This is a genomic window from Shigella sp. FC1967 (assembly GCF_001743005.1).
In the GTDB taxonomy this organism is placed as follows: Bacteria; Pseudomonadota; Gammaproteobacteria; order Enterobacterales; family Enterobacteriaceae; genus Proteus.
Window position 1 is genome coordinate 1 of sequence record NZ_MIIZ01000600.1, and the last position, 6798, is coordinate 6798.

General features: G+C 36.8%; 6 protein-coding genes. 3 read left to right on the forward strand and 3 right to left on the reverse strand.

What is annotated here, in order from left to right:
• Positions 1-190: 190 nt before the first annotated feature.
• Positions 191-823: a helix-turn-helix transcriptional regulator gene (locus BHE89_RS06660; protein ID WP_006535016.1), complete on the reverse strand. Its 633-nt coding sequence runs from the start codon at positions 821-823 to the stop codon at positions 191-193.
• A 64-nt stretch (positions 824-887) separates the two neighbouring features.
• Entirely contained in the window at positions 888-1520 is a 633-nt protein-coding gene (locus tag BHE89_RS06665) for a TetR/AcrR family transcriptional regulator (RefSeq protein WP_069368538.1), read from the reverse strand.
• 230 nt (positions 1521-1750) lie between these two features.
• Here BHE89_RS06665 and BHE89_RS06670 point away from each other — a divergent pair, with 230 nt between their 5' ends.
• Positions 1751-2962, forward strand: coding sequence for a Tm-1-like ATP-binding domain-containing protein (locus tag BHE89_RS06670; RefSeq protein WP_069368539.1), 1212 nt, complete (start codon positions 1751-1753; stop codon positions 2960-2962).
• Between the two features lie 16 nt (positions 2963-2978).
• The gene (locus BHE89_RS06675; RefSeq protein WP_069368540.1) at positions 2979-3806 is read left to right on the forward strand and encodes a phosphoenolpyruvate hydrolase family protein; all 828 of its coding nucleotides are present in this window, start codon (positions 2979-2981) and stop codon (positions 3804-3806) included.
• Between the two features lie 86 nt (positions 3807-3892).
• On the opposite strand, the gene BHE89_RS06680 is transcribed toward BHE89_RS06675, so the two are convergent.
• Positions 3893-4792: a diaminopimelate dehydrogenase gene (locus BHE89_RS06680; protein ID WP_069368541.1), complete on the reverse strand. Its 900-nt coding sequence runs from the start codon at positions 4790-4792 to the stop codon at positions 3893-3895.
• Between the two features lie 201 nt (positions 4793-4993).
• On the opposite strand from BHE89_RS06680, the gene BHE89_RS06685 reads away from it, so the two are divergent.
• Entirely contained in the window at positions 4994-6334 is a 1341-nt protein-coding gene (locus BHE89_RS06685) for an MATE family efflux transporter (protein ID WP_069368542.1), read from the forward strand.
• Positions 6335-6798: the final 464 nt, after the last annotated feature.

Consider the following 6798-nt stretch of genomic DNA (forward strand, 5'->3'; position numbering starts at 1 on the left):
CCCTTTATTTTTTTTAAGTTTATAAAAAATCGCACAATAGTAATTAATTAACGACCTTCAATAAAAATAACCATATGTAATTAAAAATTAAAAATAGAAAACAAAAAAAAGATATCAATAAGTGATATCTTTTTTTTTTATTTAATGGCTTATATTCCGCTGGAGTTTAAAAAAATAATGTACATTTTAATCATTCTTTTAAATCGTTATATACAGTAGCCCTTGAAACACCCAGGTATTGTGCAGTGATCTCCATCGCTTTACGCAGTGAAAGATAACCTTCATCCTGTAAACAGAGTAACAATTCACGTCGTTGATGCGGTTTTAATGCTCTTGGTGTGACAGAATAAGTCGCAGAAAACTCATCAATACGTTTTTTCAGCGAATCTTCAGTCACTGAACTAAAGGTTTCAATAATGTCATTACCTTCTTCAAGGGTTGCAAATTGGTTAAGTACCATTTGTAATCCTTTGATCATCGAAATATCAATATTTAAACATAATGCAGCAACATAATTGCCTTGTTTATCTTTAATACCAATAGACGTACTTTTTGCCGTTCTGCCATCAGGAAACTGGTTAGGATAATTAGCCACTATTTGAGGGAAATCTGACGATTCAATGCGAGCCATTCCAAGCTCAGTCGCTCTATCTCCAACTTTTCTACCTGATAGATTATTTTCAATGACCATAATGGTATTTTCACTATCGGTTAGATCATGAAGTACAACTTCACAAAAAGGCGATAATGTTTTACCAATGCCTTGTGCAATAAATTGTAGTTGTTCTACCAGCCACTCTTGGTCTTCTGTTTTATGTGACATAACGATCCTTGCAATAGCTAAAACGTAAATGATTTATACAATTTTAACTGATTTATTCAAATAATTAATCGTTATCTGCAGGATAATCAGATTTAGCCTGATTTAATATAGCTTTTGCCATCCACTGAGTCATGTCAATGACCTGCTGATCATCCATTTTCCAGATATCTTTCATTACCAAAAAGACTTCGGATCCGTAAATCAAAGAAAATGATTTGATCACCTTATCCCACATTTCTTGAGGATAATGCGCTTTTAAGGGTTCAATAACTTTGAGTAAAATCTCTTTACGGTGGCCGCGAATAAATCGTTTTTCTGCATATTCACTTGATTGTCTCTCTTTTGCCCATTGCTGTAATGAAACTTGTAATGCACCACGTAATGCACCTTCATGTTTAAACATTTGTGGATAGGCAAGATTGAGCAATTCAGTTATGCGTTGTTGCGTATTATCTTCAGGAGTGGGGGTCCATGCAATGATCGGAGCTAAACTTGCATCAACAGTCGCGCTAATTAAATCACTTTGTGTGGGAAAATAACGATATGCGGTTGCTCTTGAAACACCTGCATGTGCTGCTAATTCCGACACTGTCGGTAACATTCCTTGCTCAAAAAGTCCCAACGCGGTTGTCACCAACAGCTGATGGGTTCTTTTTCGTGTACCGGACATTGCATCCGTTTCGTCACTGTAACTCATAGAAAATCCTTCGTTATTTCTACACTTTATGTGTCTAATTTACGTTAAGTCAAATACTCATAATAATTAATGTTTACTTTAAGTGATTAATGTCACCTTATCGACCTTTAGAATATAAAAATAAAAATAATGAGACAAGAGTCTCAAAACGGTGTTATGATAAATGAAACTCAAGTCTCAATATGATTATAATCTACCCGTCAATAATCATAGAAGGTAAGGGAAGGCTTATGAAACAGTATGCTGGTTCAATATATGTTGCCACAACGCTTGATACTAAAAGTGCTGAGATTTTTTATGTCAGTGATTTAATAAAAAAAGCAGGCCTTCCTGTTAAAACCGTCGATTTGACAACCAAACCCACGGCACTCGCACGAGAAGCGGATGTCACCGCAGCAGAAATTGCGCGTTTTCACCCAGATGGTCAAGAAGCGGTTTTCTGTGGCGATAGAGGTAAAGCAATTGAAGCAATGTCAGTTGCGTTTAAACATTATTTAACCCACCAAGATGATATCTTAGCCATTCTTGGGCTAGGTGGCTCTGGGGGAACGGCACTGATTACACCAGCAATGCAATCGTTGCCAATTGGTGTACCTAAATTGATGGTATCTACAATGGCATCCGGTGATATTTCAGGCTATATCGGTGCAAGTGATATCTCAATGATGTACTCCGTTACAGATGTATCAGGCTTAAATCGTATTTCTCGTAAAGTGCTAAGAAATGCGGCGAACCAAATAGCGGGCGCTGTTTATTTTTATCAAGAAGAACAAGTTATTGATAAACCGGCTGTCGCCTTAACGATGTTTGGTGTAACCACGCCTTGTGTACAGCAACTGACAAAAAAACTTGAAAATAATTATGACTGCCTTGTTTTTCATGCAACAGGAAGTGGCGGTAAAGCCATGGAAAAACTCGCAGACAATCACTTACTTCATAGCGTACTCGATCTTACAACAACAGAAGTGTGTGATTACTTATTTGACGGTGTACTTGCTTGTGATGAAGACCGTTTTGGTGCAATCGCCCGCACCAAAATTCCTTATATAGGTTCTTGTGGTGCATTAGATATGGTGAACTTTGGTCGCCCATCGAGTGTTCCTGAGAAATATAAAGGGCGTCAATTTTATCATCACAATGCACAAGTCACCTTGATGCGTACAACACCAGAGGAAAACCGCCAATTAGGTATCTGGATCGCTGAAAAACTCAATCAGTGTGAAGGTCCATTGCGGTTTGTATTACCACAGGGTGGTTTTTCAGCCCTAGATATTGAAGGCGCCCCTTTCTGGGATCCTCAAGCGAACCAAGCTTTTTTTAATGCATTTATAACAACATTTAAAGAGACAGAGACTCGTCAATTAGTCATCAGTCCTTATCACATAAACTCTGCTGAATTTACTCAGCAAATTTATGATTTACACCAGGAACTTATTTGTTAACCACGGAGAAAGAAGAATGACTCATTCACGTGAAACGTTACTAAAAAAATTCAATGAAATGATTGAACGCCATGAGCCTATTATTGGCGGTGGTGCAGGTACAGGGCTTTCAGCTAAATGTGAAGAAGCCGGTGGTATTGATCTTATCGTTATTTATAACTCGGGTCGTTATCGTATGGCTGGCCGTGGCTCTTTAGCGGGTTTATTAGCTTATGGTAACGCTAATGAAATCGTTATGGATATGGCAAAAGAGGTCTTACCTGTTGTTAAACATACACCCGTACTTGCTGGTGTTAATGGTACAGATCCTTTCTGTAACTTTGATAAATTCTTAGATGAAGTGAAAGCAACAGGCTTTGCTGGTGTGCAGAATTTCCCAACAGTAGGTCTGATTGATGGTAATTTCCGCGCTAATTTAGAAGAAACAGGTATGGGCTATGATCTTGAAGTAGAGATGATCCGCAAAGCTCATGAGAAAGGTTTATTAACCACACCTTATGTCTTTAGCCGTGAAGATGCAATCGCAATGGCTGAGGCTGGCGCAGATATTATTGTACCTCATATGGGATTAACAACTGGCGGTAATATTGGTGCTGAAACAGCATTAACATTAGCGGACTGTGTTCCTTTAATTAATGACTGGGCAAAAGCAGCAAAAGCTGTACGTTCTGATGTGATTGTGCTTTGTCATGGTGGTCCAATTGCAACGCCAGAAGATGCACAATATATCTTAGATAATTGCCCTGATTGTCACGGCTTCTATGGTGCAAGTTCAATGGAACGCTTACCAACAGAAGTGGCATTAACCGCAACAACCCAAGAATTTAAAAGTATTAAACGCTAATTCAAAATCATCAAGTTTGCCTAAGCGTTAATCCATATTGCCCACATTATGTGGGCAATATTTTATGTAAAGAGTACTAATTAAAATTAAACCAATTTTGCAATTAATGTATTTAAATCCCCCGCTAAGAAATCAACAGGTGGAATTTCAATAACGGTATAAGCACCTGCACGTTGTTTCATACTCGCTCTTGCGGCAGACACCATAAATTGAGACGTCAATGCTGGGTTATTAATACGCATTGAATATTCAAATAATTGATTATGTGTTTTACCAGATACCCCTTTATGAGTCATATGAACGCCATGTCCCACATCCTTTAAGCTATCAACACAATCAACTTGTTTAATATGCGTTTCATCAGAAGAGAAATAGCTATCTGCTTTAATGGCTTGCTCTACTTGATTAAAATTGGCTCCCGCTTCTAATTCTACGTAAACCATTCGACGATGGACACCAGTCCCCAATGGGATTGTCATTGAAAGTGCCTCTTTTACACCTTCAATCGCTTTTGCCGCTACGCTATGTCCCATGCTCATACCTGGTCCAAAGTTAGTATAAGTGATCCCTTTTGGCGCCATGGCTAACATTAACGTACGAATAATAGAATCAGAACCCGGATCCCAACCCGCTGAGATAACGGCGACACGGTCATGTTTTTTTGCAACTTCATCTAATTCTGTTTTTAATGACACAATTTCACTGTGGACATCAAAACTATCTACTGTATTAATGCCTAAGCTTAAAATAGATTTAGCTAATTCTTTAATTGCACGAGTCGGTGAACATAAAAGCGCAACATCAACATTACCTAATGTTTTAATATCGTTAGTCACGGTAAGATTTTGCAGTTCTTCTGGAACATTATTGATATCACGACGAACAACCCCCACTAATTCAAAATCTTGAGCTGCTTGAACCGCTTCTAATGCAAATCGACCAATATTGCCATAACCTACAATGGCTACTTTTATTTTAGTATTCATTAATTCCCCTGACTTTAATGTTAATCATCTCTTAATGATAATAGTGATGAGTTATCAATGAATAAACCATATAAATATCTTTTTTTGCCAGATAAACATGATTTGCGCTATTACCTTATAAATAAACCTTGTAGAATCTCTCATCTTCCTACGCGTTATATTAATAATATCGATTTCACTCTGTTTTTAAGAAGGTTTTCAATGCATCAGTCTGATGTAGCGGATCGCTCGCTTTTTTCCCTTAGTTGGCCAATATTTATAGATATATTCCTACATCTAGCCACACTATTAATTAATACTTACATGGTAAGCCACGTTTCCACTGCCTACTTAGCAGCCATGGGCGTCGGTAACCAAGTTTTTGATCTTTTCATTACCATCTTTAGCTTTATTAGTGTGGGATGTAGCGTTGTTATTGCCCAATACTTAGGTGCAGGTAAAAAAGAAAAAGCCAGCCAAGCGATTCATATTTCTATCGCTTTTAACTCTTTGCTAGGTATGAGTAGCGCGTTGATCATTCTTTTCTTTGGCTACAAGATTCTACATATTATGAATACGCCTGAGCATTTAGTGCAAGATGGCTACAATTACCTACATATTATTGGTATTTGCCTTATTCCTGAGGCAATTTCAATTATTCTTGCAGCTTGTCTGAGGGTCTATGGTAAGTCTAAAGCGGCGATGTATGTCACATTGATTGCCAATATTGTTACGGTTATTGGTAATATGATTGTGCTTTATGGCTTTTTTGGGTTACCACAATATGGATTAGTCGGCGTTGCTTGGTCTACCGTCGTTGGTCGTATTATTGCAGTTATTTTACTGTGTGGATTGCTGTTCTACGGTTTGCGTATAAAATTCGAAGCCAAACAGCTCGTCGTGTGGTCTAAAAATATGTTAGGGAAAATCCTACATATCGGTTTACCTGCTGCGGGTGAAAACTTGGTTTGGATTTTACATTATATGACTGCATCTGCCTTTATTGGCTTAATGGGTGAAGTTCCTCTTGCTGCACAGACTCTCTATTTTCAACTGTCATTATTTTTAATGCTTTTTGGTATTGCAATTAGTATTGGTAATGAAATATTAGTGGGTCACTTAGTTGGTGCCAAACGCTTTGATGACGCTTTTGCTAGAGGCTGGAAAAGCTTAAAAACGGGAGTAATATTTACCATCGGAGTGGTTATTGTTTATTGGTTTATGCGTGATCCTATTTTGTATTCCATTACAGAAGATCAACGTATTATTGATCAATTAATTCCTCTATTTATTTTGTCGGTCTTTTTAGAGCCAGGACGTACTTTTAATATTGTGATGGTGAATGCCCTACGTGCTGCTGGCGATGCTAAATTTCCTCTTATGACCGCAATTTGTTTTATGTGGGGTGTGGCTATTCCTGTGGGCTATTTCCTGGGTATAAAAATGGAAATGGGCTTAATTGGTATTTGGATTGGTTTCCTTTGTGATGAGTGGCTACGTGGATTAACTAACGCATGGCGTTGGCGCTCTCGTAAATGGCAAGCTAAACGGTTGGATATTTAATATTAAAAAGAGCCTGATAAAATCATTATCAGGCTTTAACAAAAGAGCTCTACTTGAAACATTTAAATAATATCTTCCTTATCATGTTTAGCTAAAACCAAACTAATTATCGCATTTGAAATATCGTTAATTCTTTTTATATTTTCAATTTTTGAATAATTTATATCTTTATGGTAACCATTTAATAGTCTAGAAAAAAATATTAGTCAAATAATAGTTCTTTTTATCTTTTTTAGAAATCAACTCTTTTAATGATATCTCTTTTGTTTCCTGAAATAACTTATCTTTAAATTTAGAGTTATTAACTAATTCTGATAAACTTTCCATTATTTTATTTTTTACACTTAAAAGTTCACAGCTAAAAGATCTTCCTTATCATGTTTAGCTAAAACCAAACTAATTATCGCATTTGAAATATCGTTAATTCTTTTTATATTTTCAATTTTTGAATAATTTATATCTTT